Source organism: Pseudarthrobacter sp. lyk4-40-TYG-27, assembly GCF_030209295.1.
Classification (GTDB): domain Bacteria; phylum Actinomycetota; class Actinomycetes; order Actinomycetales; family Micrococcaceae; genus Arthrobacter.
Map to the genome: position 1 here is coordinate 141602 of NZ_JARVSH010000007.1, position 26126 is coordinate 167727.

26 protein-coding genes are annotated in these 26126 nt (G+C 66.1%); 14 read left to right on the forward strand and 12 right to left on the reverse strand.

Annotation, left to right across the window (positions count from 1 at the left end):
• Window positions 1-3 precede the first annotated feature (3 nt).
• Both QRM96_RS14770 and manA read left to right on the forward strand, forming a co-directional pair.
• The gene (locus tag QRM96_RS14770) at window positions 4-1647 is read left to right on the forward strand and encodes an LCP family protein (protein WP_285320095.1); all 1644 of its coding nucleotides are present in this window, start codon (window positions 4-6) and stop codon (window positions 1645-1647) included.
• A 33-nt stretch (window positions 1648-1680) separates the two neighbouring features.
• Complete coding sequence (gene manA, locus QRM96_RS14775) at window positions 1681-2925, forward strand: mannose-6-phosphate isomerase, class I (protein ID WP_285320096.1); 1245 nt, start codon at window positions 1681-1683, stop codon at window positions 2923-2925.
• On the opposite strand, the gene QRM96_RS14780 is transcribed toward manA, so the two are convergent.
• Both QRM96_RS14780 and glpX read right to left on the reverse strand, forming a co-directional pair.
• Window positions 2922-3965 carry a lipid II:glycine glycyltransferase FemX gene (locus QRM96_RS14780; protein ID WP_109863456.1) on the reverse strand — a complete coding sequence of 348 codons (1044 nt, stop codon included), beginning with the start codon at window positions 3963-3965 and terminating at the stop codon, window positions 2922-2924. The two genes, manA and QRM96_RS14780, sit on opposite strands and share 4 nt — an antisense overlap.
• An 89-nt stretch (window positions 3966-4054) precedes the next feature.
• Entirely contained in the window at window positions 4055-5077 is a 1023-nt protein-coding gene (gene glpX, locus QRM96_RS14785) for a class II fructose-bisphosphatase (protein ID WP_018761877.1), read from the reverse strand.
• A gap of 138 nt (window positions 5078-5215) precedes the next feature.
• Between glpX and QRM96_RS14790 the strand changes: the two genes are divergently transcribed.
• From QRM96_RS14790 to QRM96_RS14810, 5 genes are all read left to right on the forward strand, one after another.
• On the forward strand, window positions 5216-5983 hold the full coding sequence (locus QRM96_RS14790) for a DUF4245 domain-containing protein (RefSeq protein WP_240617805.1): 768 nt from the start codon (window positions 5216-5218) through the stop codon (window positions 5981-5983).
• A 9-nt stretch (window positions 5984-5992) separates the two neighbouring features.
• Window positions 5993-6607, forward strand: coding sequence for a carbonic anhydrase (locus QRM96_RS14795; RefSeq protein WP_018761879.1), 615 nt, complete (start codon window positions 5993-5995; stop codon window positions 6605-6607).
• 87 nt (window positions 6608-6694) lie between these two features.
• Window positions 6695-8122 carry a class II fumarate hydratase gene (locus QRM96_RS14800; RefSeq protein WP_018761880.1) on the forward strand — a complete coding sequence of 476 codons (1428 nt, stop codon included), beginning with the start codon at window positions 6695-6697 and terminating at the stop codon, window positions 8120-8122.
• Window positions 8123-8251: 129 nt separating this feature from the next.
• Window positions 8252-8923, forward strand: coding sequence for a TetR/AcrR family transcriptional regulator (locus QRM96_RS14805; RefSeq protein ID WP_043424020.1), 672 nt, complete (start codon window positions 8252-8254; stop codon window positions 8921-8923).
• The gene (locus tag QRM96_RS14810; RefSeq protein ID WP_285320097.1) at window positions 8920-10605 is read left to right on the forward strand and encodes an MDR family MFS transporter; all 1686 of its coding nucleotides are present in this window, start codon (window positions 8920-8922) and stop codon (window positions 10603-10605) included. Before QRM96_RS14805 ends, QRM96_RS14810 begins: the two co-directional genes overlap by 4 nt.
• 77 nt (window positions 10606-10682) lie before the next feature.
• On the opposite strand, the gene QRM96_RS14815 is transcribed toward QRM96_RS14810, so the two are convergent.
• Together QRM96_RS14815 and QRM96_RS14820 are read right to left on the reverse strand one after the other, a co-directional pair.
• On the reverse strand, window positions 10683-11153 hold the full coding sequence (locus QRM96_RS14815; protein WP_109863460.1) for an NUDIX hydrolase: 471 nt from the start codon (window positions 11151-11153) through the stop codon (window positions 10683-10685).
• Window positions 11154-11197: 44 nt separating this feature from the next.
• Window positions 11198-11743, reverse strand: a complete 546-nt coding sequence (locus tag QRM96_RS14820; RefSeq protein WP_109863461.1) for a prepilin peptidase — start codon at window positions 11741-11743, stop codon at window positions 11198-11200.
• A gap of 60 nt (window positions 11744-11803) precedes the next feature.
• Here QRM96_RS14820 and QRM96_RS14825 point away from each other — a divergent pair, with 60 nt between their 5' ends.
• Together QRM96_RS14825 and QRM96_RS14830 are read left to right on the forward strand one after the other, a co-directional pair.
• Window positions 11804-12598, forward strand: coding sequence for a hypothetical protein (locus QRM96_RS14825; protein WP_285320098.1), 795 nt, complete (start codon window positions 11804-11806; stop codon window positions 12596-12598).
• 42 nt (window positions 12599-12640) lie between these two features.
• Window positions 12641-13288: a GNAT family N-acetyltransferase gene (locus tag QRM96_RS14830; protein ID WP_285320099.1), complete on the forward strand. Its 648-nt coding sequence runs from the start codon at window positions 12641-12643 to the stop codon at window positions 13286-13288.
• A 201-nt stretch (window positions 13289-13489) separates the two neighbouring features.
• Here the strand turns inward: QRM96_RS14830 and phoH2 are convergent, their stop codons facing one another.
• The gene (phoH2, locus tag QRM96_RS14835) at window positions 13490-14908 is read right to left on the reverse strand and encodes an RNA 5'-3' helicase PhoH2 (RefSeq protein ID WP_109863464.1); all 1419 of its coding nucleotides are present in this window, start codon (window positions 14906-14908) and stop codon (window positions 13490-13492) included.
• 239 nt (window positions 14909-15147) lie between these two features.
• Complete coding sequence (locus tag QRM96_RS14840; RefSeq protein ID WP_018761888.1) at window positions 15148-15909, reverse strand: isoprenyl transferase; 762 nt, start codon at window positions 15907-15909, stop codon at window positions 15148-15150.
• Between the two features lie 149 nt (window positions 15910-16058).
• Here QRM96_RS14840 and trhA point away from each other — a divergent pair, with 149 nt between their 5' ends.
• Complete coding sequence (gene trhA / locus QRM96_RS14845) at window positions 16059-16802, forward strand: PAQR family membrane homeostasis protein TrhA (protein WP_018761889.1); 744 nt, start codon at window positions 16059-16061, stop codon at window positions 16800-16802.
• A 7-nt stretch (window positions 16803-16809) separates the two neighbouring features.
• Here the strand turns inward: trhA and QRM96_RS14850 are convergent, their stop codons facing one another.
• Complete coding sequence (locus tag QRM96_RS14850) at window positions 16810-17139, reverse strand: hypothetical protein (protein WP_109863465.1); 330 nt, start codon at window positions 17137-17139, stop codon at window positions 16810-16812.
• 98 nt (window positions 17140-17237) lie between these two features.
• Window positions 17238-18143 (reverse strand): mycothiol conjugate amidase Mca, encoded by a 906-nt coding sequence (mca, locus tag QRM96_RS14855; protein WP_018761891.1) that lies wholly within the window; start codon window positions 18141-18143, stop codon window positions 17238-17240.
• Between the two features lie 128 nt (window positions 18144-18271).
• Here mca and QRM96_RS14860 point away from each other — a divergent pair, with 128 nt between their 5' ends.
• Both QRM96_RS14860 and greA read left to right on the forward strand, forming a co-directional pair.
• Window positions 18272-18739 carry a DUF4307 domain-containing protein gene (locus QRM96_RS14860; RefSeq protein ID WP_285320100.1) on the forward strand — a complete coding sequence of 156 codons (468 nt, stop codon included), beginning with the start codon at window positions 18272-18274 and terminating at the stop codon, window positions 18737-18739.
• A gap of 142 nt (window positions 18740-18881) precedes the next feature.
• Window positions 18882-19376, forward strand: a complete 495-nt coding sequence (gene greA / locus QRM96_RS14865; RefSeq protein ID WP_018761893.1) for a transcription elongation factor GreA — start codon at window positions 18882-18884, stop codon at window positions 19374-19376.
• A 105-nt stretch (window positions 19377-19481) separates the two neighbouring features.
• Here the strand turns inward: greA and QRM96_RS14870 are convergent, their stop codons facing one another.
• Genes QRM96_RS14870 through QRM96_RS14885 form a run of 4 tightly spaced genes read right to left on the reverse strand, consistent with a single transcriptional unit; the run spans window position 19482 to window position 23663 of the window.
• Window positions 19482-20096 carry a rhomboid family intramembrane serine protease gene (locus tag QRM96_RS14870; RefSeq protein ID WP_018761894.1) on the reverse strand — a complete coding sequence of 205 codons (615 nt, stop codon included), beginning with the start codon at window positions 20094-20096 and terminating at the stop codon, window positions 19482-19484.
• Between the two features lie 8 nt (window positions 20097-20104).
• Entirely contained in the window at window positions 20105-21343 is a 1239-nt protein-coding gene (gene ilvA / locus QRM96_RS14875; protein WP_018761895.1) for a threonine ammonia-lyase, read from the reverse strand.
• Between the two features lie 3 nt (window positions 21344-21346).
• The gene (locus QRM96_RS14880; RefSeq protein WP_285320101.1) at window positions 21347-22663 is read right to left on the reverse strand and encodes an AI-2E family transporter; all 1317 of its coding nucleotides are present in this window, start codon (window positions 22661-22663) and stop codon (window positions 21347-21349) included.
• A 25-nt stretch (window positions 22664-22688) separates the two neighbouring features.
• Window positions 22689-23663, reverse strand: a complete 975-nt coding sequence (locus QRM96_RS14885; protein WP_285320102.1) for an aldose 1-epimerase family protein — start codon at window positions 23661-23663, stop codon at window positions 22689-22691.
• A 100-nt stretch (window positions 23664-23763) separates the two neighbouring features.
• Here QRM96_RS14885 and galT point away from each other — a divergent pair, with 100 nt between their 5' ends.
• On the forward strand, window positions 23764-24918 hold the full coding sequence (gene galT, locus QRM96_RS14890; protein ID WP_285320103.1) for a galactose-1-phosphate uridylyltransferase: 1155 nt from the start codon (window positions 23764-23766) through the stop codon (window positions 24916-24918).
• On the forward strand, window positions 24915-26096 hold the full coding sequence (gene galK, locus QRM96_RS14895; protein WP_285320104.1) for a galactokinase: 1182 nt from the start codon (window positions 24915-24917) through the stop codon (window positions 26094-26096). Before galT ends, galK begins: the two co-directional genes overlap by 4 nt.
• Window positions 26097-26126 lie beyond the last annotated feature (30 nt).

A 26126-nucleotide genomic window follows, 5' to 3' on the forward strand; every position in this document is an offset into this window, starting at 1 on the left:
GGAATGGCCAGCAGCACGCAGCAGTCGGGCACCGGGGCGATTTTGACTGATCCGGTCCGTTACCCGGCCGGCGCTTCCCCGGCAATCCGCACCAAACGGGCCTTCGTGTTGGTCCTCCTGACGCTGCTGGTACCGGGAAGCGCTCAGCTCCTGGCCGGCGACCGGAAGCTGGGCAGGATCGCGCTGCGCACCACGCTCTGTGTCTGGGCGCTCCTGGCCCTGGCAGTGGTCCTCCTCCTGCTGGACCGGACGCTGGTGATCAACGTGTTCACCAACCCCGTCACGTCACTGGTCCTGGTGATCCTGCTGACGGCCCTGGCTGTTGGCTGGGCCCTGCTGTTCGTCAACACCCTGCGAATCATCCGCCCGGTCCTGCTGGCACCGCAGGCCCGCCCCGCTGTCGGGATCGCCCTGGTGCTGGCCTTGGTCCTTGGCAGCGGGTCCCTGGGCTATGCCGCCTACCTTCTGAACGTGGGCCGTAATGCGATCGGCAGCATTTTCTCGTCCGGGCCCGCCATTGAGCCAGTGGACGGCAGGTACAACTTCCTGATGATGGGCGGCGACGCCGGAGACGACCGCACCGGTCGCCGCCCCGACAGCCTTTCCGTGCTGAGCGTTGACGCCAAGACCGGCCAGACAGCCATCATTTCCATCCCCCGGAACTTCCAAAATGCCCAGTTCAGCGCGAACTCGCCCATGCGCGCCATCTACCCCGACGGCTACGACTGCGGGGACGAATGCCTGATCAACGCCATCAACACCGAGGTCACCAACGAGCACGCCAATCTCTACCCGGGCGTGGCGGACCCTGGGGCGCAGGCCACCCTGGAGGCCGTATCCGGCACGCTTGGCATGGACATCCAGGCCTACGTCCTGGTGGACATGGACGGCTTTTCCAAATTGATCGATGCCATGGGCGGCATCAGGATCAAGGCGGGCGGCTGGGTGCCCATCAGCGGTGAAACCATCGATGAAGCCAACGGCATCCACGGCATGCCCTTGGGCTGGATACCGGCCGGCGACAACACCCTGGACGGCTACCACGCCCTCTGGTACGGGCGGTCACGCGAGTTCGTGGACGACTACGCCCGCATCGCCCGCCAACAGTGCGTGCAGCAGGCCATGCTCAAGCAGCTGGACCCGGCCACCCTGCTGTCCAAATTCGAGGACATTGCCAACGCCGGCACCAAGGTGGTGGAGTCCAACATTTCCTCCACCCAGCTGGGCAGTTTTGTGGACCTGGCCATCAAGGCCAAGGGCAAGGAAGTCAAGCGGCTCACCATCGGGCCGCCGGACTTCGACCCCGCATTCTCCACCAACCCCGATTTCGACCAGATCCACGACCGTGTGGACCAGCTGCTGGCGTCGGCGTCAGGAGCCCAGGCAACAGGGGCGTCCGACGACACGATCAACGCACCGGCAGCCGGTGCCGGGCACGTCCAGGCGGCAGGACCGGCCGGGCTTTCCCGGGCCATGACCGGAGGACTGCCGCAGGAGTCCACGGCGCCGTCGGACTTCACACCGGTGACCACCACCCCCGACGGCGAGCCGATCACGGAGCAGATGCTGGACGATTTCAAGCGCCAGGGCAACGAGCAGGCCATCCGCAACCTCGTGGCCACCAACGGCCAGTGCGCCGCACTGTAGCCGTCCCATCACACCTAGGGAAACGGAACATCCTTGTACGAGATCGAGAACGTCCTTCGGGATTACGCATGGGGCTCGACGACGGCGATCGCCTCGCTGCTCGGCCGCCCCGAATCCGGGCGGCCCGAGGCCGAACTGTGGATCGGCGCGCACCCTGATTCGCCGTCGGTGGCCCACATTTCCGAGGACGGCGGACGACGCCCGCTCGACGACCTGATCGCCACCGACCCTGAGCATTTCCTCGGTGCGGAATCAGTGGCCGCATTTGGCCCGCGGCTGCCTTTCCTGGCCAAGATCCTGGCCGCAGCCCAGCCGCTGTCCCTCCAGGTCCATCCGAGCCTGGAGCAGGCAAGGGCCGGGTTCGCGCGGGAAAAGGATGCAGGGCTCGACCCCCATGCCGCCAACCGGAACTACAAGGACGACAACCACAAGCCGGAAATGATCTTCGCCCTCACGCCGTTCGAGGCGTTGTGCGGGTTCCGCCCGGCGGCCGAGACCCGGAAGATCCTGGACCACGTTGCCGGGACCTTCCCGTCACCGGATGAGTGCCCTGTCCTGGTGCAGGACCTCTTGTCCGACCTCTCCGCGGAAGATGAAGGCGCCGGCCTGCACGATGCCTTCGAACGGCTCATCACCGGCGGGCAGGCCGTGGCCGAGGCTACGGCCATGGTGGTGGCAGCATTGCTTTCAGGAGCTCCCCTGGCGCCGTACGAGGCCGAGCTCGGAACCGTCATCAGCCTCAATGAGAAGTACCCCGGCGATCCCGGAGTCCTGATCTCGCTGCTGTTGAACAGGATCTCCCTGCAGCCCGGCGAGGCCGTCTACCTGCCGGCAGGAAACGTCCACGCGTACCTCCATGGCCTCGGCGTGGAGGTCATGGCGTCCTCGGACAACGTCCTGCGCGGCGGCCTGACCCCAAAGCACATCGATGTGCCGGAGCTCCTGAAGACCATCGACTTCCACCCGGTGGCCGTTCCGATGCTGCACGCCGGGAGGACCATGATGGACCAGGAGGTGTACCGGCCGCCGTTCGGGGAGTTCCAGCTTCAGCGCATCGAGTTGGGCCCGGACTCCGGCCCCGTCCCGTTGGCCCAGTCCGGCGCCGCCGTGGTCATAGTGGTGGCCGGTGCCGTCTACCTGGACTCACCCAAGGGCGACCTGGAACTGTCCCGCGGTTCCAGCGCGTTCGTGGCCGCTGCCGAGGCCCCGGTCAACGTCCACCGGGCAGCAGGCAGCAGCGAGCCCGCCCTGGCCTTCGCCGTGACTACCGGACTCTAGCGCCGCTTCATCAGCCCCTGCGCCCGGCCCGCCGCGCCCTTGACCAGCCGGCGGGCCGCCTGGAGGCCTTTGCGGGCCAGCGGCATGGCTGTGGAGTACGCGGGGTAGAACGGCGACAACGGCTTTTCCCAGGTCCCCAGGAGCATGTCCTCATGCTTGGCGAACTGCTTCTTGAAGTCGGAGATGCCGTCGTTGAGGAGGCCGTTGAAGTCATACCGGCTGCAGCCGTCTTCCCGCATCAACTGCAATGCCGCCCACTTGACCCCGTAGTTCACGCGCTGCTTCTGGCCCTCGGCGGACACGCCGCCATAAAGTTCGAACGCGGTGGTGCCGCTGCGGGAAAGCCACGTGAACGCAAGCATCTGTTCGCCGTCGAAGGCTGCGACGATGGGCGAGGCGTCCCCCAGGTTCCGGAAGATGTCGCGATAGTACTGGTCCTCGTGGATGCCGAACCCGGCACGTTCCGCCGTGTCGTGGTAGATCGCTAGCACCTGCTCCAGCTCGGAGTCGTTCTTGACCTTGCGGAATTCCACGTCGCTGCGCATCGCCTTGCGGATGTTGGCCCGCGTTGACTTGGACATCTCCGCCATCAGTTCATCGTCTGACCGGGTGAGGTCCAGGATCAGTGTCCTGGGGATCAGGACGGTGTTGGCCGATTCCCGGAAGCCGGCTGCGGCGACGGCACCGGCGAAGGCAGAGCCGCGGTCCCAGTCGGGTTCGATGCTGAGGGCAACGCCGCGGTGCCGAAGGGCTGCGTGCTCGGCCAGCCGGTTGAGCACCTCCTGCGCATTCTCCACGGTGCACATCGGACCGCGCGGGATGTAGACCAGGGCGCGGAAGGGTGCAGGCAGCTTCCGGACCAGGAGCTGGGCACAGCCAATGGTTTCGTCACCGGCCTTGACGAGGACCCGGTCCACGGACCAGCCGTGCATCGCCTTGGTCTCTCCCCAGCCCCACAGCTGCTGAGGGTGGCCCTGGAACCGGTCGACATATTCGTCCCAGAGGGCGCGGTCAATACAGGGCACAACGGCAGGAATCATGGCTTAAACCCTATACCAAGGCGTTAACGCCAAAGCCCCGGCAGCGCGCATGGCGCCCCGGGGCCCTGGTATCCGTTTCCGGATGCGGATCAGCTCTTGCGGGCGTAGCCCTCCCATTTGCTGGCCTGGTGCTCGCCGTCCACGAAGCGGATGGTTCCCGACTTTGAACGCATCACGATGGACTGGGTCAGGACCTTGTCCTTGGAGTAGCGGACGCCCTTGAGCAGGTCTCCGTCGGTGATGCCCGTCGCGGCGAAGTAGCAGTTGTCGCTGGAGACGAGGTCATTGGTGGAAAGCACGCGCTCCAGGTCGTGGCCGGCGTCGATGGCCTTCTGCTTCTCTTCGTCGCTGGTGGGCCAGAGGCGGCCCTGGATGACGCCGCCGAGGGACTTGATGGCGCAGGCGGCCACGATGCCCTCAGGGGTACCGCCGATGCCCATCAGGGCGTCCACGCCAGTGCCGGAGCGGGCCGCCGCGATGGCCCCGGCGACGTCGCCGTCCATGATGAACTTGGTGCGCGCGCCGGCTTCGCGGATTTCCTCCACCAGCGGGCGGTGCCGGTCCCGGTCCAGGATCATGACGTTGAGCTGGTTCACCTTCACGCCCTTGGCCTTGGCGATCAGGTGCAGGTTCTGCTTGACCGGCAGGCGCAGGTCAACCATGTCCGCCGCTTCGGGACCGGTGACGAGCTTTTCCATGTAGAACACGGCGGAGGGGTCGAACATTGAGCCCCGCTCGGCGACGGCCAGGACGGCCAGCGCATTGTTGATGCCCAGGGCGGTCAGCCGTGTTCCATCAATGGGGTCCACGGCCACGTCCACCTCGGGGCCGGTGCCGTCGCCGACGCGTTCGCCGTTGAACAGCATGGGGGCTTCGTCTTTTTCACCTTCGCCGATGACCACAACGCCGTTGAAGTGGACCGTCTGCAGGAAGGAGCGCATGGCATCGACGGCCGCACCGTCAGCGGTGTTCTTGTCGCCGAAGCCAACCCAGTGGCCGCCGGCAATGGCCGCGGCCTCGGTGACGCGGACGAGTTCAAGGGCAAGGTTGCGGTCCGGCTCGTCGTGGCCCACCGCAAGGGACGGTGAAATCGTGGAGTACTTCTGGGTCATGGACGCTGGTGACACGTGAACCTCTTCTTCGAGTGGCGATCATTGAACCCGCTTGCCGGTGCAGCAGAGCGGTGATTCCTCTGGTACCGATCATAGTCGCGGCGCCGCTCGGCGGGCGGCCCATGACGCTGCGGCGCAATGTGCCCGGACATCCGCCTCCGCGGCCTGCTGACCCCCGAATGGAACTACGGCTCCGGGATGGGCGACTATAGAGAAGTGAATGACATGCAGGAAGCCACCAGCCCCAATTCCGGCCAGGCACAGCCCGAAGGCCGGCCCGAGGCAGCAAAGGCCGGTGCGGAAACCCCCGTAAAGCCCGTCATTCCGGCGGCGGCCGCCAAACGGGCCAACGCCTCGGTGATCGGAATGATCATTGCCCTGGTCCTCAGCATTGCCGCGTTCCTGCCCGTGGTCCTCATGAACCCGCAACCGAAAAGTGACGGCTACCGGCCGGACATCGACGTCGCGTCGGTGGCCCGGAACGCCGCGGATGTGGCCGGATTCACACCCGTCGCACCGGATACCGGCAACGCCTTCCGCGCCAACTACGCGCGGTGGGAGGCCGGGACGGGCAGCGGCGTGCCCACGTGGGAAGTCGGCTACCTGACGCCCAAGACCTCATTCATCGCCCTCGTACAGACCAAGAGTTCCAACCCCACCTGGCTCCTCCAGCAGACCAAGAACGCCCCCGTGACGGGTACCCGGAACGCCGGCGGCCAGGACTGGGAGCTGCGTGACACCGGCAAGGGCGAAAAGTCGATGATCCTGAACTACCGGGGCAGCACCGTCATCCTCTCCGGCGCCGCCCAACTGGACGAATTCTCCACGCTGGCGGCCGCCGTCGTGACCTCCCTGGACAGCAGCCCGGCCGTCACAGTTTCACCCTCGGCGGCCCCCACGCCGTAAGGTGGGGCCGTGACGACTAACCTGACCCCTGCACTGGCCTGGCGCCGCCTGCGCGAAGGCAACGAACGTTTCGTAAACGGCGAGTCCTCCCATCCGAACCAGAACGCATCCCGCCGCTCATCGCTGGTGGAGACGCAGAATCCGTTCGCGGTGATCTTCGGCTGCTCCGACTCCCGGCTCGCGGCGGAAATCATCTTCGACGTCGGCCTGGGCGACGTCTTCGTGGTCCGCACCGCCGGCCAAGTGATCGACGACGCCGTCCTGGGCTCCTTGGAGTACAGCGTGGGTGTGCTCAACGTGCCCCTGATTGTCATCCTCGGCCACGACAGCTGCGGCGCCGTGACAGCCACCAAGGACGCCGTGGAAACCGGCGAGATGCCGGCAGGCTTCATCCGCGACCTCGTCGAGCGCATCACGCCCTCTGTCCTGACCTCGCTGCGCAACGACCAGCACGAGGTCAACGACATGGTGGTGGAGCACGTCAAGCAGACCTCGCAGCGCCTGGCGGACAGCTCCCGTGTGATTTCCGACGCAATCGAGGGCGGCCGCACCGCCGTCGTCGGCCTTTCCTACCGCTTGGCGGAAGGCCGCGCTGATCTGGTTTACGGAATCGGCGAGCTGTAGCCACACCGCCAAGGGGGCTGCACGGGACCTCCGTGCGGCCCCCTTAACGGTTTTCGATGGGGCCCCTGATCGCCATAAGCTAGCCCCATGACTTCCACTGAAGAGTTCCGCATTGAACATGACACGATGGGCGAAGTCCGCGTCCCCGTGAACGCACTGTACCGCGCGCAGACGCAGCGGGCAGTGGAGAACTTCCCCATTTCCGGCAAGACCCTGGAACGCACCCACATTGAGGCGCTGGCCCGGGTCAAGAAGGCTGCCGCCCAGGCCAACGCAGAACTGGGCGTGCTCGACGGCGAGCTGGCCAAGGCGATTGCAGACGCTGCCGACGAGGTGGCCGCCGGCAAGTACGACGGCGACTTCCCCATCGACGTTTTCCAGACCGGCTCCGGCACCTCCTCGAACATGAACACCAACGAGGTCCTGGCAGAGCTGGCCACCCGCGCCCTGAAGGCTGCCGGCAGTGACAAGGTGGTCCACCCGAACGACCACGTCAACGCTTCACAGTCCTCCAACGACGTGTTTCCCACCTCGGTCCACGTCGCCGCCACCTCCGCGCTGATCAACGACCTGATCCCCGCACTGGGCTACCTGGCCGAGTCGCTGGAGCGCAAGGCCGTTGAGTTCAAGGACGTGGTCAAGTCCGGCCGCACCCACCTCATGGACGCCACCCCGGTCACCCTGGGCCAGGAGTTCGGCGGCTACGCCGCGCAGGTGCGCTACGGCATCGAGCGGATCAACGCCTCGCTCCCCCGCGTCGCCGAGGTGCCGCTGGGCGGTACCGCCGTGGGGACCGGCATCAACACCCCCGCAGGCTTCCCGGAGCGCGTCATCGAACTGCTCGCCACGGACACCGGCCTGCCGCTGACCGAGGCGCGCGACCACTTCGAAGCACAGGCAAACCGCGACGGCCTGATCGAAGCCTCCAGCCAGCTGCGCAACATCGCCATCTCCTTCATGAAGATCAACAACGACCTCCGCTGGATGGGCTCGGGCCCCAATACCGGCCTCGGCGAAATTGCCATCCCGGACCTGCAGCCAGGCTCCTCCATCATGCCGGGCAAGGTCAACCCGGTCATCTGCGAGGCGTCCATCATGGTGGCAGCCCAGGTCATCGGCAACGACACCGCCATCGCCTGGTCCGGTACCAACGGCGCGTTTGAACTCAACGTGGGCATCCCGGTCATGGCCGCCAACCTGCTTGAGTCCATCCGGCTGCTGGCCAACACCAGCCGGGTCATGGCGGACAAGATGATTGACGGCATCACCGCCAACGTGGAGCGCGCCCGCTTCCTCGCAGAGGCTTCCCCGTCCATCGTCACCCCGCTGAACAAGTACATCGGCTACGAGAACGCCGCCAAGATCGCCAAGACCGCCGTCAAGGAGGGCCTGACCATCCGCCAGGCCACCGAGCAGCTTGGCTTCGTCGGCGACGGCGACGGCAAGGTGTCAGAGGCAGACCTGGACAAGGCCCTGGACGTCACCACCATGACGGCTCCGGCGCACAAGGCATAACCCGCCGCAGCGTCCGACGGCGGCCGGCACCTTTCGCAGGAAAGGTGCCGGCCGCCGTCGTCCGTTTAAGCCCCTGCCGACTCCCAGAAAAACTTGCACTTGTTTTCACTTAGTGCAAAACTTTACTTTGTGAGTAACAGTGCAACTTCGGATCCCGGACTCCGCGAACGCAAACGGGCCGCCACCCGGCGCGCCATCACCGCCGCTGCCCGCAGCATGACCGCCGAACACGGGCTCAACGGTTACACCGTGGAGGAAGTCTGCGAGGCTGCGGATATCTCCCGCCGGACTTTTTTCAACTACTTTCCCACCAAGGAAGACGCCATCATCGGCCACGCGGACGATGACGTGCCGTCGGCGGTCATCGACGAATTCGTGGCCGGCGGTTCGGATTCACCCGCCGGTGCCATCTCACCCACCCTCTTCCGGGACCTTGTCCGGCTCTCCCTGCGCCTGGCCGAGGACATGACGGAGTCCGAGGAAGATACCCGGCAACTGATAGGCGTGGTCCGCAAGGAACCGCAGCTCATCCTCCGCATCATCGGCGTCACCGAGCAGCGGGAAGCCCAGTTCGCCAAGGACGTGGCACGGCGCGAAGGCGTGGCCCCGGACCACCCGGTGGTGCAGATGGCCGTGGTCCTCCTGAGCACCATCGCCCGCAAGAGCAGCATGGCCTATTTCTCCGACGGCAACACACGCCCGTACCGGGACCTGCTCCTGGAGAACATCTCCGCTGCCAGCCTGCTCTTCTCCCAGCCATTCGACATTCCGGACCCCACCGCCGCAGAAGGACAATCATGAGTACCGCCACCACCAAGGCGCCGACAGGCCCACTCCTGCTGACGCAAAAACGCATCTGGATCATCTTTTCCGCGCTGATCGCCGGAATGCTGTTGTCCAGCCTGGACCAAACCATCGTTTCCACCGCCATGCCCACCATCGTGGGCAAGCTGGGCGGCGTGGAACACCAGGCCTGGATCACCACGGCCTACCTGCTGGCCACCACCATCGTCATGCCCATCTACGGCAAATTCGGGGACATCCTGGGCCGCCGCAACCTGTTTTTGGTGGCCATCGCACTCTTCACCCTCGCGTCCGTGGGCTGCGCACTGGCCACGGATTTCTGGGGCTTCGTCATCTTCCGCGCCATCCAGGGCCTGGGCGGCGGCGGCCTGATGATCCTGTCCCAGGCCATCATCGCCGACATCGTGCCCGCCAAGGAGCGCGGCAAGTACATGGGCCCGCTGGGCGCCATCTTCGGCCTGTCGGCCGTGGCCGGCCCGCTGCTGGGCGGCTTCTTCGTTGACCACCTCACCTGGGAGTGGGCCTTCTACATCAACATTCCGGTGGGCGTTGCCGCGTTCGCCATCGCCTGGTTCGCCCTGACGCTGCCCAACAAGAAGGCCGACAAGCGGATCGACATCCTGGGCGTGGTCCTGCTCTCCGCGGCCACCACCTGCCTGATCTTCTTCACCGACTTCGGCGGCAAGAAGGACGAAGGCTGGGATTCACCCCTCACCTGGGCATTCGGCGCCGGCCTGCTGGTCTCCGCCGCCGCGTTCGTGCTGGTGGAGCGGCGCGCCGAGGATCCGATCATCCCGCTGAGCCTGTTCCGGAACCGGATCTTCATCAACGCCACAGCCATCGGCTTCACCCTTGGCCTTGGCATGTTCTCCGCCATCGCCTTCGTCCCGACGTTCCTGCAGATGTCCTCGGGCACGTCGGCCGCCGAATCCGGGCTGCTGATGCTGCCCATGATGGCCGGCCTCATGGGCACGTCCATCTACTCAGGCATCCGGATCTCCAAGACCGGCAAATACAAGATGTTCCCCATCCTGGGTGCCGCCTTCACCATGGCCGCCATCCTGTGGATGACCACCCTTGCCGCCAGCACCCCCATCTGGGTCATCTGCCTCCAGCTGTTCGTGTTCGGCGCCGGGCTGGGCCTGATCATGCAGGTAGTGGTCCTGGTGGTCCAAAACTCCGTCCCTGCGGACCAGATCGGCACCGCCACCAGCACCAACAACTACTTCCGCGAGGTTGGCGCCGCCATGGGCGTCGCCGTCTTCGGGTCCATCTTCACCACGCGCCTCTCCGAGGCCTTGACCGCTGCCTTCACGGGGGCGGGAGCCTCCGCCGAGCAAGCCGGGCAGTCCACCCGGACGCTGGACCCGCAGGCGTTGAGCCAGCTTCCCTCACAGTTGCGCGACGCCATCGTGAACGCCTACGCGGATTCGCTGGCACCCGTGTTCTGGTATCTGCTGCCGTTCATTGCCGTGGCACTGCTGCTGGCCCTGACGCTCAAGCAGATCCCGTTGTCGGATACCGCCGGTATGGTGGCACGCGGCGAGGCAGTCGGCGGGGAGGAAGCAGAACGGCTCGCTGCCGGGCTGCCCGCCAGCTCCGCGGCCCGCGCTGCGGAGGCCGGTGTGGACGAGCATGCCAAGGACGACGACGGCGAGCTGGTCTCCCCGGGCCGCTGACCGTCGTCGGCGGCCCGGGGAAGCCCTGGCGGGCCGGGGCCCGCAGGGCCGCCTGAGACCAACAGGGTTTGGCACTCCTACGGCTCGAAGTAGACGGCTCCTGCCGGCGTCAGCGCCTGACGGATGCTGGTCAGGTGGCCCGGCATGAGCTCGGGAAGCTCGTCCAGTCCGAACCAGCCAACCGCCAGGGACTCGTCATCGTTCACCCTGGCGTCGCCGGACACGTAGCGGCACAAGAACACGACGTCGAGGAATTCGCAGACGTCGCCGTTCGGGTAGGTCACCGGACCTACCGCCCCCACGGATACCACGCGTTCGGCTTCCGCCACCACGGCCGTTTCCTCAAAGATCTCCCGGACCAGGCCCCGGGCAGGCTGCTCCCCCGGGTCCAGCATCCCGCTGATCAGGGCCCACTGCCGGTTGTCCGCCCGCTGGGCCAGCAGGATCCTGCCCCCGTCATCGACCACCACGCCCCGTACGCCGGGAACCCAGAGGGGGTCGTTGCCGATCTTCTTGCGCAGTTTCAGGACGTATTCAGGTGCAGGCATAATGCCAGCCTACCCAAGGCCAAAGACGTCCCAAGGCCGTAAACCTAAGCCGGCAGCAGCATGGCGGCCGCGGCCCCGGCAAGCATGAACGGGCCAAACGGGATGGCGGACTTCAGCGTTCCCCTGCGGGCCGCCAGGAGCGCCAGCGACCAAAGGCCGCCGAGCAGGAACGCGAGGAAGGTGCCGGCGAAGAGATGTCCCCAACTGAGGTAGCCAAGGTACATGCCCAGCACGCCCGCCAGCTTCACATCGCCGAATCCCATCCCGGGCGGATAGGCAAGGCGAAGGACGAAGTAGAAAAGCCAGAGGATCGCGGCCCCCGCCAGCACCCTGACAACAGGCATGATGGGGTTGCCGTTCGGATCCCCCGCGGCCGTCACCGCCCCGCCCCAGCCCGTCGCCGCTGCGGCCAGGAGAAGGAATCCTGCCACGGCATAGGAGGGAAACACGATTCGGTTGGGCAGGAGATGGTGCCGGACATCGATAACGGTGAGCCGCACAGCCATCACCACAAAGTAGAGGCAGGCGGCCAGCACCAGCCAGAAGGCCACGGGGGTGTACTGCCACAGGTCGCCCAGTCGTCCGATCACCCCTCGGATGCTACTGGATCCGGCCGTACCGGCCGTAGCGCCGCCGCGTAAACTGTGGATATGTCGACCTGGGAGTCCCGGCGCCGGACGGTTCCGGACCCTCCTGGCACACCCGCGGATCCGGCTGCCGCGTTCCGGAACCTGTGCCGGTCATCCCCCTGGAAGTGGCAGTCCCTGAGGTTCGAGTACTGGGACCAGCCATTCGATGCAGCTCCCGGACCGGGGGCGCCGTTCGTCCGGGCATGGCTGCGGCGGCCCGGGGCGCTCCGGCTGGAGAGTCCGGATGGCCTGGTGCTGCACAGCACCACCGGAATCAACGATTCCCGTGGTGACTTCTACGTCAGCTCCACCCGCAAGTCCTGGCTCCTGCCGCCCCATCTGGTCACCCCCGTCTATGACGACGCCGGACAGGTCCGCCGCAGGCCTGAGGCAGCGTACGGCGAACCAGGTTTCGGCAACGGACGCTTCTCGGCCGCCCTGGACCCCGTTGAGCTCGCCGGCAACGCTCCGGTTCCCATCGAATTCCCGGGCAGCAACGCACTGGACATCAAGGACATCCACCATGTCGAGCACGAAGGCAGGGCCGCCCTGGAAGCGGTGGTGGTCCCTAACGCCGCCTACCACCCGGGGGATGCCGCTGCTCCGCTGTGCCTTCCCGGGCGCACGCGCCTCCGCGTGGACGTGGGCACCGGGGTCTGCGTCGCCACCCGGTCACTGGAACCGGGGACCGGTGATTACGGGCATTGGATCCGCATCATTGCCGTGGACGAATACATGCTTGATGACCTGTTCCTGGCCCAGTCCATGAACCTCACGGACGTCCGGCGGCACATCGCCTGGGACCTCCCCGCCTGAGCGTGACAGGTACCGGCGATGACGATCAGCTAGGCTTCGCGGATGACCTCCCTGAGCTCCATCTGGCCCCTGTTCGACCTTCGGCTGGCCACACCCCGGCTTGAGCTCCGGCCCATCACCGATCAGGACGTGCCCGCCGCCGTGGCAGCGGCCCGCAGCGGCATCCACGAGGCCGGCCGCAACCCGTTCAGTATGCCCTGGACGGAACTTCCGGACGACGAACTGGGCCCGAACATGGCCCGCTGGTACTGGCGGTGCAGGGCCGAATGCTCCCCGGAAAACTGGACGTTGCTGCTTGGCATCTGGCAGGAGGGACGTTTTGTCGGCTGCCAGGACATTGGTGCCAAGGACTTCGCAAGCCTCAAGACCGTCAGCACCGGCTCCTGGCTTCAGCAGTCCGTCCAAGGGCGCGGACTGGGCACGGAGATGCGTGCCGCCGTCGTGCTCTGGGCCTTTGACTGGCTGGGCGCCGACGTGGCCGAATCCGAGGCCGCATCCTGGAACGACGCCTCCCTGGGCGTCTCGCGCTCCCTTGGCTACGAACTGAACGGGATCACCCGCAAGGCCTGGGGTACCAAGGTCGAAACGCTCCAGCACGTCCGCCTCACCCCCGAAACCTTCAATCGCCCCGAATGGAAGCTGAAGGTGGAGGGCCACGAAGCAGCGGCAAGGTTCCTTAAGGTGACTTGACTGCACGAGACCGGCCCAAGTCCTTCGCGTAGGAGCGCATCGCCGACCAGAGCGTTGCGCAGGTCGCCCAGCGACCGAAGCACCGCGCCGGGAGGTGTCTAAGCGACGGCGAAGGGCTTGGGGCGGACGTACCCAGCCACCGAAAGGCACGAAGGGCCGTGGCCCGGCGAACCCGGCCACGGCCCCTTGCCAACTCAGGTACTAGCCTTCGAGCAGCTCTGTCACCAGCGCTGCGATGGGCGAGCGCTCTGAGCGGGTGAGGGTGACGTGGCCGAAGAGCGGGTGTCCCTTCAGGGTTTCGACAACGGCGGCGATTCCGTCGTGGCGCCCGACGCGGAGGTTGTCCCGCTGGGCGACGTCGTGGGTGAGGACGATCTTGGAGTTCTGGCCCATTCGGCTCATCACCGTCAGCAGCACGTTCTTCTCCAGCGACTGCGCCTCGTCCACGATCACGAAGGCGTCGTGCAGGGAGCGGCCGCGGATGTGCGTGAGCGGCATGACCTCGAGCATGCCGCGGTCCATGACTTCCTCCACCACTTCCTGGCTGACCAAGGCCCCGAGCGTGTCGAAGACGGCCTGGGCCCAGGGGTTCATCTTTTCGGATTCCGAACCGGGCAGGTAGCCAAGTTCCTGGCCACCCACGGCGTAGAGCGGCCGGAACACAATCACCTTCCGGTGTTCGCGGCGTTCGAGTACGGCTTCGAGGCCCGCACAAAGGGCGAGCGCCGATTTTCCGGTGCCGGCGCGTCCGCCAATGGACACGATGCCGACGCCCGGATCCATCAACATGTCGATGGCGAGCCGCTGCTCGGCGGACCGGCCGTGGAGGCCGAAGACATCTCGATCGCCCTTGACCAGGCGCACCTGCTTGTCCGCCCCCACCCGGCCCAGGGCCGAGCCGCGGTTGGAAAGCAGGACCAGTCCGGTGTTGACGGGCAGTTCCGCCGCGGCGGGGATGAACACGGGTTCGTGCCCGTACAGGGTAGAGATCTCCTGTTCGTCGGCTTCGATTTCGGCGACACCGGTCCAGCCTGAGTCCTTGACGAGCTCATTGCGGTATTCGTCGGCGGTAAGGCCCATGGCGGACGCTTTGACCCGCATGGGGAGGTCCTTGGAGACCACAGTGACGTTGCGGCCCTCGTTGGCCAGGTTCTTGGCGACGGCAAGGATCCGGCTGTCGTTGTCACCGCTGCGGAAGCCCAGTGGCAGTACCTCCGCCGAAATGTGGTTGAGCTCCACCACCAGGGTGCCGCCGTCGTCACCAATGGGAATGGCCTGGTTCAGTCCGCCGTGCTTGACCCGGAGGTCGTCCAGGAGCCGCAGGGCCTTCCGGGCGAAGTAGCCCAGTTCGGGGTCGTGCCGTTTTGCCTCAAGTTCGGTGATCACAACGATTGGCACCACGACTTCATGCTCGGCGAACCGCAGGAGTGCCCGGGGGTCCGAGAGCAGGACTGACGTGTCGATGACGAAGGTGTGGATGTCGGCTTCCCTTCCGGAGACAGCGAAACCGGCCGCAGCATCAGTTGCTGCGCCGGTTTCAAAAGTAGCGCGCTCGGCGCGAGAGGTAGCTTTTCCGCCCTGTCCAGCCAGGACCTCGGGCAGTCGTTCAGAAGTAGCCACATCGACTCCAGCCCCGGGCACCAGCCCGGAATTGTTATTGGTGAGGCGGCTCGGCCACGAGGCCGGGTCCGGCCTCCCATACAACCGGTGCGATGTTTCGCTCCATGTATTGGCCTCCCCGATCAGCCGGCGGTTTTGCCTGCTGATGGATATAACGTAAATCCACCCGGCCAAGTTTCCGCAACCATTACGCGGCGATTCCCGTTGCGCATCGATTAACTCGTGCTGAACCGGGGGTGTCAGGCGCCGAAGCGCCGCTGCCGGCCGGCGTAGTCACGCAGGGCGCGGAGGAAATCGACTTTTCGGAAGGCAGGCCACAGGGCCTCGCAGAAATAGAACTCGCTGTAGGCGCTCTGCCACATGAGGAAGCCGGAGAGCCGCTGCTCCCCCGATGTCCTGATCACCAGGTCCGGGTCAGGCTGGCCGCGGGTGTAGAGGAAGCGCGAGATGTCATCGACGCACAGGTCGTCGGCGAGCTTGGAAATGTCCATGCCCTTGGCGACGGCGTCGTGCAGGAGTTCGCGGACGGCGTCGACAATTTCCCGCCTTCCTCCGTACCCGACGGCGACGTTGACGTGGATCTTTTCCCGCACCGGAGTCCGCGCAGTCAGCTTGTTGAGCCGCTCAGCCAAGTAGTCCGGAAGCAGTTCAGGGGCACCCATCGCGTGGACGGAAATATTGGCGTCGTCATCGAGCCGGTCCAGCGTGTTGGCGATGATGCCCATCAGGAGGTCCAACTCCTCGCTGGACCGGTTCATGTTGTCAGTGGACAGCATGTACAGCGTGACCACCTTGACGCCGAGTTCCTGGCACCAGCCGAGGAACTCATGGATCTTGTCCGCGCCCGCCTGGTGGCCCTGGCTGGTGGGGGCGTTGAACTGCTTGGCCCAGCGCCGGTTGCCGTCCACCATGACGCCAATGTGGCGGGGAATCCGGTCGCGCGGGAGATCCTTCAGCAGCCGGCGTTCGTAGTAGCCATAGAGGAACCCGGGCAACTCCACGCGTCCACTCACCTGACTTTCCTGCCGTACGTACATCCACATCCTAGGCTACCGCCAGCAGCGCTCCGGGACGCGCCGGGGTCCGGGAGGCGGATGCGACGCTAAGTTACCAACGAGTAACTTACCGATGCGTAAGTTATTCTGGACCAATGAACAGCGACGCTCCGCACAGTTCCCGGCCGTCCGGGCCGGAGGGCAGCAACCCCGGCGACGGGCCCGGGCCCAACGCAGTGGATGATGCTGCCGTCCGCCTGGCGGAACTGCTGATGATCAAACCGAAATGGCGGGGTTGGATCCACACCGTCACCGCCCCGCTGGCGCTTGCCGCGGGCATCGTCCTGGTTGTGCTGGCCCCTACCGCGGACCGGCGGATCACCTCTGCCGTCTTTGCGGCCACCGGCGTGCTGCTGTTCGGTGTTAGTGCCGTCTACCATCGCGGAAATTGGTCCCCACGGGTCAAGCTGGTCCTCAAGCGGCTGGACCACACCAACATCATGCTCGTCATCGCCGGCACCTACACGCCGCTGGCATGGACGCTCCTGGAACGCCCGCAGGCGGTGATCCTCCTGTGGGTCATCTGGTCCGGTGCCATCCTTGGCGTGCTGTTCCGGCTGTTGTGGACCGATGCGCCCCGCTGGCTGTACGTGCCCATCTACATCGCGCTGGGCTGTGGCGCCCTGTTCTACCTGCCGCAGTTCTTCCAGGCGAGCCCGGCTTCAGCGGTCCTGATCTGCGTGGGCGGAGTTCTCTACATCACCGGCGCCGTCTTCTACGCCCTGAAGAAGCCAAACTTCAGCTACCACCACTTCGGCTTCCACGAACTGTTCCATGCACTGACGGTGCTGGCTTTCGCAGCGCACTTCGTTGCCATCGCACTGGCCGTCCTGGCCTGACGCCGGTTTACTCCCCCGGCCGCTGGAGCCCGTTTCCGTTGGACTCCGGCGCTGCCGGGCGCGGGCCGTCGTCGAGCCCGTCCTGCGCGTCAGCCGCCTCCACGTCTGCCGCGGTTGCGGCCGCCATGCGTTCTTCCTCCACCTGGGCGCGGTAGCGCACCCGGCGGATCCGGCGCACCATATCGACGATCAGCAAGGCCGTGGCCACCACGAAGAAAGCCGTCATGACGAACCCCAGCAGGCCGGGGGTCACCTGGTCCTCGGAGATCCCGTCCCGAAGCGTTGGAGTGGGCAACGGGGTCGGCGTGGTGGCGAGGCGGAGGAGCAGTGAATGCACGATTGATACCTTTTGGTGGAACGGATGCAGCAGGAGGCGGACAGCACGGGCCTGGGACGCACCCGACTTCTACGCTTGATAGAAAAAGCCTGCTCTGACTATCTTAGCCCGGCGAACAGGTCCTTCTCCGGGAGCTCGGACGGCACCCTCGAATGGATCAGGGAGTAGTCCTCCCAGGGCCAGGTCCGGCGCTGCATGTCGGGTGAGACGGCGAAGAAGAACCCCAGCGGGTCCACCTGCGTCCGGTGGGCGCGCAGGGCGTCGTCACGAACTTCGAAGTAGTCGCCGCAGTCGATCTGTGTGGTGGTGGGGTGCGGCGCCGGCGGCGGGGTGTGGCCCTCGGCGTCGGATTCGAGCCACGCGGCCAAACGCTCGGCATACGGGGACTGGAGGCCCGCCTCTTCCAGCGCAAAGTGCAGTGCCCGGAACCGTTCGGGGCTGAAGGCGCGGTCGTAGTAGAGCTTGCTCGGCTCCCACGCCTCCCCCGCGTCCGGGTAGCGTCCCGGATCGCCGGCGGCTTCGAAAGCTTCCACAGCCACACGGTGGGCCATGATGTGGTCAGGGTGGGGGTAGCCGCCGTTTTCGTCGTAGCTGAGGATGACGTGCGGTTTGAACGAACGGACCAGCCGCACCAGCGGCGCCGCAGCCCGTTCCAGGGGCAAGGTGGCGAACGAACCGGCCGGAAGCGGCGGAAGGGGATCGCCTTCGGGAAGTCCGGAGTCGACAAATCCAAGCCACGCCTGCTTGATGCCAAGGATGGAGGCTGCGTTGGCCATTTCCAGCCTGCGGGCACCGGCCATGTCCCGCTTCGGGTGTGGTTCGCCTTCGACTGCCGGGTTCTGGATGTCGCCGCGCGACCCGTCCGTGCAGGTTGCCACCATGACATCCACGCCCGTGGCTGCGTACATGGCCATGGTCGCAGCGCCCTTGCTGGATTCGTCGTCCGGGTGGGCATGGACTGCGAGCAGCCGGAGCGGCACCTGGGAGTTGCTGGACGCTGTCATGGAAAGGACGGCTCCTTATTCTTGTTTCGCGGCTTGTGGCAGCCGAAGGATGTTGAAGCGGGCGTCGTGCCCCACCGGCGGCCACGGCCGCCGCAGAGAGCCGGCGGAAAGGGCACTAAACTGGTCTGGTGACTTCCCCGGACCAGCCGGCCCAACCCGCGCCCGCAGACACTAGCCTAGCCAATCGGTATGGTGCTAAAAAGCGCCGGTTCACTCCCAAGGCCACCCGCACCGGCATCGGCATCGCCCTCGCGGCCGGAATCGGGTTCCTGGCATGGGTTTCGACATCGAATTCCCTGTCCGGGGTGACGTACAAGGACATCGGCTACAGCACCACCGATTCCACCGTTGCCGAGGTCGACTTCCAGGTCACCCGCGAGCCCGGAAACGCCGTGAAGTGCGCCGTCAAGGCACTGGATTCCAAGTTCGCCGTCGTGGGCTGGAAGGTGGTTGACATCCCGCCGTCGGCGGCGGATGGAACGGCCGACGGCGGCAGGACGGTCGCCCAGCGCGTCACCGTGCTCACTGAGTCGGAGTCCGTGTCGGGCCTGGTGGACAGCTGCTGGATTCCCAGCCAGGCGCAACAAGGGATGTGACCGGCGACTCGTCCAGGTTGGGTTATCTCCAAGTGATTGACTACACTGGATAGATACCTTTACCCCGCTGAGCTGGTTGCTGCTCCACAAGTGGCCACCATGGCGGGGTCTTTTGCATGTAGGACCACCAGAGGAGAAGTCCGTGTCTACCACCAACAGCGCTTCTGCAGCCTGGCTCACCCAGGAAGCTTTTGACCGCCTGAAGGCAGAGCTGGACCACCTTTCCGGCGCAGGCCGGGCGGAGATCGTCCAGAAGATTGAAGCAGCGCGGCAAGAGGGCGACCTCAAGGAAAACGGCGGTTACCACGCAGCCAAGGAAGAGCAGGGCAAGATTGAAGCCCGCATCCGCCAGCTGACCGTGCTGCTTCGGGATGCCCACGTGGGCGAAGCACCTGCCGATGACGGCATCGTGGAACCGGGCATGATCGTGGTGGCCAAAATCGCCGGGGACGAAGAGACGTTCCTGCTGGGCTCCCGTGAAATCGCCGGCGACTCGGATCTGGATGTCTTCAGCGAAAAGTCGCCGCTGGGTGCCGCCATCGTGGGCCACAAGGAAGGGGACACCCTCAGCTACGTCGCTCCGAACGGCAAAGACATCAAGGTGGAGATCCTCTCCGCCAAGCCCTACGCAGCCTAGCCTTCGCCGGCCTGGCCGACGCCGGCACACTGCGGCGGCCGTCCCCCCAGGGGACGGCCGCCGCAGTGTTTTAAAGCCGACCCTGCCCGCACACAGGTGCTTTGCTCAGGGCCCCACGGTTGCCGGGACGCGGGGCCGGAGCAGGAGCGCAGCCACGACACCGCCGGCAGCACCGCCCAGGTGCGCTTGCCAGCTCACGTAACCGGCAACGAACGGCAGGGCGCCCAACAGGATGCTCCCGTAGCCCATGAACAGGACCACGGCGAGCAGGATCTGCCGCCAGCTCCGGTTGAAGAAGCCTCGCACCAGGAGGAACGAGAACAACCCGAAGACCAGGCCGGATGCCCCCACGGTAACGCCGTCGCCAATGAGCCACACGGTCAGGCCGCTGCCCAGCCAGCTGAAGGCAAGCGCGGTCAGGAAGACGCGCAGCCCGGACAGGAACACCAGGAACCCGAAGATAACCAGTGGAAAACTGTTGGAGAGCAGGTGGTTCAGGTTGGCGTGCAGCAGCGGGAAGGTGAAGATGTCCAGCAGCCCGTCGGCGCTCCTGGGCCGCAGCCCGAATGTCCTGACCAGCGCGCCCATCATCAGCGAGTTGGCCACCTCCAGGGCGAACAGCAGGGCAAGGAAGCCGCCCAGCACCGCCAGGCCGCCCTTCGCGCGCGACGCCAGGGTTTGGCGCCCGGGGCGGCGTCCGTTACCAGCAGGTCCGGCCATGCCCTGTCCTAATGGACCACGATCGGCTGGAAACCTTCAGCGCGGAGTGCGCTGAGGACCTGCTCACCGTGCTGGTGGCCCTTGGTCTCTAGGTTCACCGTGATGGATACGTCGCCCATGCTGATGGAACCACCCACGCGGGTGTGGTCCAGGCCGGTGACGTTCGCATCGTTTTCGGCGATGATGCGCGCAATGGTTGCCAGGGAGCCGGGACGGTCGTCCAGCATCATTCGCACGGTCATGTAGCGGCCGGCGGCGGACAGGCCGCGCTGGATGACCTTGAGCATCAGCATGGGATCGATGTTGCCGCCGGAGAGGACGGCCACAGTGGTTCCCGGGTTCTCGATCTTGCCGTCCATCAGGGCCGCGACGCCCACCGCACCTGCGGGCTCCACCACCATTTTGGCCCGTTCCAGCAGGAAGATCAGGGCACGGGCCAGGGAGTCCTCGCTGACGGTGACCACGTCATCGACCAGTTCGCGGATGATGCTGAAAGGCAACTGCCCCGGGCGGCCCACGGCGATGCCGTCAGCCATGGTGGAAACCTTTTTCAGTGGCACCAGGGCATCGGCGGCCAGCGAGGGCGGGTAGGCGGCGGCATTCTCCGCCTGGACGCCGATGATGCGGATCTCGCGGCCGAGTTCCCTGGCCCGGGCCTTGATGGCGACGGCGACCCCCGCAAGGAGCCCTCCGCCACCCACGCCCATAAGTATGGTGTCGACGGTGGGCACCTGCTCCAGGATTTCGAGGCCAACGGTCCCCTGCCCTGCCACGACGTCCACGTTGTCGAACGGGTGGACGAAGACCATTCCGGTCTCATTGCTGTAGCGCTGTGCTTCGGCCAGCGCCTCGTCAACGTTATGGCCATGCAGGATCACTTCGGCGCCATGGCTGCGGGTCGCGGCGAGCTTGGGCAGAGCCACTCCCAGGGGCATGTAGATGCGGGCCTTGATGCCCAGGCTCTTGGCGGCAACGGCTACACCCTGGGCGTGGTTGCCGGCGGACGCTGCCACCACGCCGCGCTTCTTCTCGTCCGCGGAGAGCCGCGCCATGCGGACGTAGGCACCGCGCACCTTGAATGACCCGGCCCGTTGCAGGTTTTCGCATTTGAAGTAGACGTCACCGCCCACCATGCCGCCCAGCGCGCGGGACGATTCCACGGGGGTGCGCGCAATAATCCCGTCAAGCAGCTTCTGCGCCTCAAGGACATCGTCCAGTGTGACGGGAAGGGTTTCAAGGATCTTCACGGACTACTCTCCTCTGGATTCGGCTCCGGTGCCCTCTCGGGAGGCGGTGCGGGCATCGCGGTTTTCGGCTGTTGCGCCGGCCGCCTCCAGCCCCGCATCGGATGCAGCCTGCGGTTCAACGTCCTCGATGGTGTTGTCCCCGCCCGCTCCTGCTGTGATGGGCTTTCCGGCGATGACCGGCACTTGTTCATGTTCCCACGTTCTTGCGGCAATGTAGCGAACGGCCGAGTTTGCTACGGCCAGGATGGGTACCGAAAAGAGCGCCCCGGGGATTCCGGCGAGGTACGAGCCCGCCGCAACGCTGAGGATTACCGCCACAGGGTGCAGCGAGACGGCCTTGCCCATGACCAGGGGTTGCAGGATGTGGCCCTCGAGTTGCTGGACCAGCAGGACGATGGCCAGCATGACCAGCGCGTTGACCGGGCCGTTGGCCACCAAGGCGAGCAGGATGGCGACGGCGCCCGTCACCAGGGCGCCCACCACCGGGATGAAGGAGCCGAGGAAGACCAGCACGCCGAGCGGAAGCGCCAGCGGGACACCGATTATGGCCGCGCCTACGCCGATACCGATCGCGTCGACGGCAGCGACGAACATCTGGATGCGCGCATAGCTGACCATCGACGCCCAGCCCTTGCGGCCTGCACCGAACGTCGCTGCCCGCGCCTTTCGGGGCAGCAGCCTGACCAGGAAAGCCCAGATCCGGTCTCCTTCCAGCAGGAAGAAGATAAGGATGAACAGTGACAGGAGCATCCCGGCCGCAAAGTGTCCGGCGGTGCTGCCGAAGGAGAGCGCACCACTGAGGATGCTGCTGCTGTTGTTCTGCAGCGCGTCACTGGCGTCCTTGACGTACTGGTCCACCTGGGCGTCCGTGAGGTGCAGGGGGCCCGTGGACAGCCAGTCCTGGACCTGCCGTATGCCTTCGAGGGCCTGTGACCAGAGCTCTCCGAACCCGACCGCAAGCTGGCGGCCCACCAGGGCCAGCGCACCCGCGATGACCCCGATAAAGCCCAGGACCGTCACGGCCACGGCGAGGCCGGCGGGCAGGCGCCGGCGTTTCAACCAGTGCGTGACCGGACTCAGGAGTCCCGCAAGGAGCGCGGCCACCATGATCGGAATGATCAGGAGCGTGATCTTGCTCAGCAGCCACACGAGGGTTCCTGCCATCAGCAGGATCAGTCCCAGCCGCCACGACCAGGACGCCGCAATGCGGACGCCGTAGGGAATGTCCTTGTCGAGTTCACGATCCGTCAGCACCCTCAGCGGGGCGGTGGTGGCAGAAGGTTGGTTTGCCTGGGTTACGGCGTCCTCATGTGGCGTCATAACCCAATACTTCCGCAGCCTTGCGCTAATGGGAAACCAACGCCCCGGCCGGGGCCGGGACATAGTCGATCCCCCATTCGATGCTGAAGGATTCGCCCGGCGCCAGCCAGCGAAGGCCTTCTCCGGAGTTGAATGCGTTCGCTGGTCCGGTCATCGGTTCCACGGCCACGGCGCGGGTCCGGCCGGGGTATTCGGTGCTGACGAAAACGTGGACATAGCGGCAGGCTTCGTCCTGCCAGAGCGACACCGCGGCGCCGTCGGCGGCGGCCAGGGTGTGCCGCGCCCTGCCCTCGTCGTAGCGCAGGCCGGTCAAGGCGACATCCACTGCGAGATTGGCAATCGCGCTGCCGGAGCGGAAGTCGGTATCTCCGTCCACCGGCGCCGTGCTGCGCGGGATCAGGCGGTCATCGGCCACCAGCCGGGTTTCGGCGGCGACTGTCAGCTTCAGGTCCTCGACCGGCGTGTCGCCGACCCGCAGGTAGGGGTGTGCGCCCAGGACGAAGGGAGCCGGAGCCGTGGAATCGTTGATGAGCGTCTGCCTGACGTGCAGTCCCAAGTCGTCGGTGAGCTGGTAGTGCACCCGGTGCCGGGCCAGGAACGGGTACCCATGCTGCGGAAAGATGGTGGCTTCAAGTTCCACCGAATGTTCCGACCTCCCCACGAGGGAGTAGCCGGTGTTCCGGAGGAGTCCGTGGCTGGCGTTGTTGCGGGACACTTCCGTGATGTCCAGCTGTTGCTTCTTCCCGTCCAGGAACCAGGTCCCGTCCTCCACCCGATTGGCCCAGGGCGCCAGCGTAATCCCGGTGGCGCCGGGAGCGATCTGGTCATCGCCGTAGGTTTCCGTGAGCAGGACACCGCCCCGGTGGTACGAGCGCAGGCCTGCCGCCAGCGCGGTGACCACGGCCGCGGCATCGCCGCGGCGCAGCTCGTATTGGCGGCCGGTCGCGCAGGACGGGAGGGACGCGGCACCTTGGTTTTCGGGTTCGGAAGAGGCAGTCATGGGCCTACCGTACAACGGGCGGCGCCGCACCCGCATGAGCGTCACTGTTACTTTTTGTTGTTAACTATTCTTTATTGAGCGTTTATGAGAAACTTTTGCCATGACAGGGATGACCACCACCACGCTCTCCGACGGTCGGGAACTGATGTACTTCGACGATGCGGGCAGCACCACGCCCCGGACCGCGGAACTCACCACGGACCATCGCGGGCTGCCGCCCAGGGGCGAACCGGGCGAGATCCGGTTCGACGCCCTCACCGGGGAATGGGTGGCTGTGGCTGCCCACCGGCAGTCACGGACACACCTGCCTCCGGCGGACCAATGCCCCATTTGCCCCACCACTGACTCGAACGCGTCAGAGATTCCGGCTTCCGACTACGACGTGGTGGTATTCGAGAACCGCTTCCCGTCCCTCGGCCCTGCGTTGGGGCCCGTTCCGGCGGATCCGGGATGGGGAACGAAAGGTCCCGCCTACGGCCGCTGCGAGGTTGTCTCCTTCACCCCTGAACACACCGGTTCGTTCAGCGGACTGACCCGGGAACGGTCCCGCACGGTGATCGAGGCGTGGGCACAGCGCACCGCTGCGCTCAGCGCCATGGCCGGCATCAAGCAGGTGTTCCCATTTGAGAACCGGGGCGCCGATATCGGCGTGACGCTGCATCACCCACACGGACAGATCTACGCCTACCCTTACGTCACACCCCGCGCCGGCGTCCTGGGCGCTGCCGCCCGGAAGTACTACGACGCCAAGGACGGGAGCGAAACCCTGACCGGCTCCCTGTTGCGTGCAGAACGCGAAGACGGCAGCCGGATGGTGGTGGAGGGGACGCATTTCAGCGCCTATGTGCCCTTCGCCGCCCGGTGGCCCCTGGAGATCCACTTGGTGCCGCATCGCCACGTTCCCGACCTTGCCGCCTTGGACGGGGAGGAGAAGGACGAGCTGGCGGAGGTGTACCTCGACCTGCTCAAGCGGGTGGATGCCCTCTACCCCACGCCCACGCCCTACATCTCCGCGTGGCACCAGGCTCCCCTGGATGATGTCCTCCGCCCGGCCGGCTACCTCAACCTGCAGCTGACCTCCCCGCGCAGGGCAGCGGATAAGCTGAAATACCTCGCCGGCTCGGAGGCAGCGATGGGCGCGTTCATCAACGACACCACGCCGGAAAGCGTGGCGGAGCGCCTGCGCAGTGTCTCTGTCCCGGCGTCCACAAAGCCGTCCGCCGTGGCGGCCGCACCAGAAGGAGCTTCCGCGTGAGCAGCCAGGACCAGGCCGGCACAGCCCAGGTTTCCGCCGTCGATCTCGCCGTCCCCTTCGCCGAAGCTTTCGGTGGCACTGCAGACGGCGTGTGGCAGGCGCCGGGCCGGGTCAACCTCATCGGCGAGCACACCGACTATAACGAAGGGTTCGTGCTTCCGTTCGCCATCGACCGCACCGCCCGGGTGGCCGTCGCGGTCCGCCCGGACCGGACCGTGCGGCTGCTGTCCACGTACGGTGACCAAGGCGTCGTTACCACCTCGCTGGAGTCCCTGCAGCCCGGAACAGCCAAGGGCTGGACCAAGTACCCCCTGGGTGTCATGTGGGCCCTCCGGGAGCGCGGCATCGACGTCCCCGGCCTGGACCTGCTCCTTGACTCCACGGTGCCGCTGGGCGCCGGCCTGTCGTCGTCGCACGCCATCGAATGCGCCGTGATCTCCGCACTCAACGACCTCACCGGCGCCGGGCTTACGGCCGAGGAGATGGTGCTGGCAACGCAGCGTGCGGAGAACGACTTCGTGGGCGCGCCCACGGGGATCATGGATCAGTCCGCGTCGCTGCGCGGCGCCAAGGGCCATGCGGTGTTCCTCGACTGCCGGGACCAGAAAGCCGCCCTGGTTCCGTTCGAGACAGAACCCGCCGGCCTGGTGCTGCTGGTCATCGACACCAAGGTGTCCCATTCCCATGCCGACGGCGGCTACGCCTCCCGGCGCGCGTCCTGCGAGCTCGGGGCGGAGGTCCTCGGGGTCAAGGCGCTGCGGGACGTCCAGGTGGGTGACCTTGAAGAGGCTGCCGGGCTGCTCGATGAGGTGACGTTCAGGCGGGTGCGGCACGTGGTGACTGAAAACGACAGGGTGCTCCAGACCGTCGAACTCCTGGACGGTGCCGGCCCGGTTGCCATCGGACCCCTGCTGGATGCCAGCCACGCCTCCATGCGGGATGATTTTGAAATTTCGTGCCCGGAGCTGGACCTGGCCGTGGACACGTCACGGGCGAACGGGGCCATCGGTGCCCGCATGACCGGAGGCGGGTTCGGCGGGGCAGCGATCGCCCTGACCCCCGTGGATGCGGAGCAGAGGGTGCGGACAGCCGTCGCGAAGGCCTTCTCCGAGGCCGGCTTCACGGCACCGGACATCTTCACGGTGTCCCCTGCCGCCGGCGCCATGCGTATTGCCTAGGCGGGCTACCGCTCAGCCCTGACGGGCTGC

Bases quoted from the DNA above. Each gene is read 5' to 3' on its own strand.
- QRM96_RS14825 (WP_285320098.1), top strand. From the start codon at position 11,804: ATGTCGACCTGGGAGTCCCGGCGCCGGACGGTTCCGGACCCTCCTGGC.
- mca (WP_018761891.1), bottom strand. From the start codon at position 18,143: ATGACAGCGTCCAGCAACTCCCAGGTGCCGCTCCGGCTGCTCGCAGTC.
- galT (WP_285320103.1), top strand. From the start codon at position 23,764: ATGACAGGGATGACCACCACCACGCTCTCCGACGGTCGGGAACTGATG.
- QRM96_RS14870 (WP_018761894.1), bottom strand. From the start codon at position 20,096: ATGGCCGGACCTGCTGGTAACGGACGCCGCCCCGGGCGCCAAACCCTG.
- QRM96_RS14780 (WP_109863456.1), bottom strand. From the start codon at position 3,965: ATGATTCCTGCCGTTGTGCCCTGTATTGACCGCGCCCTCTGGGACGAA.
- trhA (WP_018761889.1), top strand. From the start codon at position 16,059: ATGAACAGCGACGCTCCGCACAGTTCCCGGCCGTCCGGGCCGGAGGGC.
- QRM96_RS14800 (WP_018761880.1), top strand. From the start codon at position 6,695: ATGACTTCCACTGAAGAGTTCCGCATTGAACATGACACGATGGGCGAA.
- QRM96_RS14885 (WP_285320102.1), bottom strand. From the start codon at position 23,663: ATGACTGCCTCTTCCGAACCCGAAAACCAAGGTGCCGCGTCCCTCCCG.
- QRM96_RS14830 (WP_285320099.1), top strand. From the start codon at position 12,641: ATGACCTCCCTGAGCTCCATCTGGCCCCTGTTCGACCTTCGGCTGGCC.
- QRM96_RS14815 (WP_109863460.1), bottom strand. From the start codon at position 11,153: ATGCCTGCACCTGAATACGTCCTGAAACTGCGCAAGAAGATCGGCAAC.
- QRM96_RS14770 (WP_285320095.1), top strand. From the start codon at position 4: ATGGCCAGCAGCACGCAGCAGTCGGGCACCGGGGCGATTTTGACTGAT.
- glpX (WP_018761877.1), bottom strand. From the start codon at position 5,077: ATGACCCAGAAGTACTCCACGATTTCACCGTCCCTTGCGGTGGGCCAC.
- QRM96_RS14810 (WP_285320097.1), top strand. From the start codon at position 8,920: ATGAGTACCGCCACCACCAAGGCGCCGACAGGCCCACTCCTGCTGACG.
- QRM96_RS14790 (WP_240617805.1), top strand. From the start codon at position 5,216: ATGTGCCCGGACATCCGCCTCCGCGGCCTGCTGACCCCCGAATGGAAC.
- QRM96_RS14880 (WP_285320101.1), bottom strand. From the start codon at position 22,663: ATGACGCCACATGAGGACGCCGTAACCCAGGCAAACCAACCTTCTGCC.